1 protein-coding gene is annotated in these 1,307 nt (G+C 71.1%); it reads right to left on the bottom strand.

Annotated features, from left to right (window positions below):
* Positions 1–37: 37 nt before the first annotated feature.
* Complete coding sequence (locus tag HNS03_RS25675) at positions 38–1,219, bottom strand: amidase (protein WP_367198886.1); 1,182 nt, start codon at positions 1,217–1,219, stop codon at positions 38–40.
* Positions 1,220–1,307: the final 88 nt, after the last annotated feature.

Here is a 1,307-nt window from a genome sequence, read left to right as displayed (position 1 = left end):
TAGCCAACGAAATCGCGGACGCCGTCTGCGACCGGTCTCATGAGGCCGCCGTCAAAGGTCCAAGCGCCTCGGCAACGGCCAGCAGACGCTCCTCGCCCCTGGGCCCGGCAATCAGCGACAGGCCGACCGGGCATCCGTCGACGATCGCCGCCGGAACGTTGAGCTGCGGCAGGCGGCAGAGGCTCGCCACGCAGGTGAGCGTCAACGTGGTGTCGCGGAAGGCGGTCTGCTCGGCGACCGAAGCCTCGCGGAACGGCGGCAGGTCATGGGCCGTCGGGATCACCAGAACCCCGTCGTCACCGAGAACCCGGATCAGGCGCTCGGTGAGCGCTTCCCGGCGCAAAGTGGCGGCCGCCACCACGGTGGCCTCGACCGTGGCGGCAAGGTCCATGCGCTGGCGCACCGCCTCGCTCAGCGCGCGGCCGGGGGCGTTCGCCCACCCGCCGAGGGTGGCGAAGAACTCCGCAAGCTGGAGCGGCCGGAAGGTGTCGAGCCAGCCGTCGGTGCCCTCTTCGTAAAGGGTGATCTCCTCGGATGGCCCGAGCCCCTTGGCGGCGGCAAGCAGCGTCTCGCCCACCTTTGGGGCGGCGAACGCGAACGCGTCGCGGGCGATCAGGAACCGGCTCGGCCCGGCCGGGCGAACCGCCCCGAAGTAGCTCTCGCCGACCCGCCGCATGGTCTGAGGATCGCGCGCGAACCAGCCGACGGTATCGAAGCTCGGCGCCATCGCCATGACGCCCGCGACCGAGATGCGGCCGAACGTGGTGCGAAGCCCGTAGATGCCGCAGAAGCTCGCCGGCACCCGGATCGAGCCGCCGGTGTCGCTGCCGAGTGCGAAATCCAGGAGCCCGGCGGCGACCGCCGAGGCCGATCCGCTGGACGAGCCGCCCGGCGCGCGATCGGGCGCCGCCGGATTGATCGGCGTGCCATAGTGCGGGTTCATCCCGAACATGCCGCTGGCGACCTCGTCGGTGTGGGTCTTGCCCACAAGCCGGGCACCGTGCGCCAACGGCACCTGCACCGACGGCGCAGTGGCAAGTGCGGGCGGCGTGTCGCGCAGCCGGTCGGGATTGCCGCAGGCCGTCGGGTAGCCGGCGACGTCGTAGAGATCCTTTACCGCGAAGGTCAGCCCGGCGAGCGGGCCGGTCTCCGACAGCACGAGGGAGGCAGGCCCGTGGGCGACGAAGGCCTGGCGGGCGATGGCATCGATGTCGATCATGGGCGCGCTACTCGGCGGCGGCGGAGAGATTCTTGGCGGGCAGAGAATAGGACTCCATGAAGTCCTCCACGAACCCCTTCGCGTCGCC

This window comes from Amorphus sp. 3PC139-8 (assembly GCF_040750475.1).
In the GTDB taxonomy this organism is placed as follows: Bacteria; Pseudomonadota; Alphaproteobacteria; order Rhizobiales; family Amorphaceae; genus Amorphus.
This window is presented reverse-complemented; position numbering and strand designations above follow the sequence as displayed.

Bases quoted from the DNA above. Each gene is read 5' to 3' on its own strand.
- HNS03_RS25675 (WP_367198886.1), bottom strand. From the start codon at position 1,219: ATGATCGACATCGATGCCATCGCCCGCCAGGCCTTCGTCGCCCACGGG.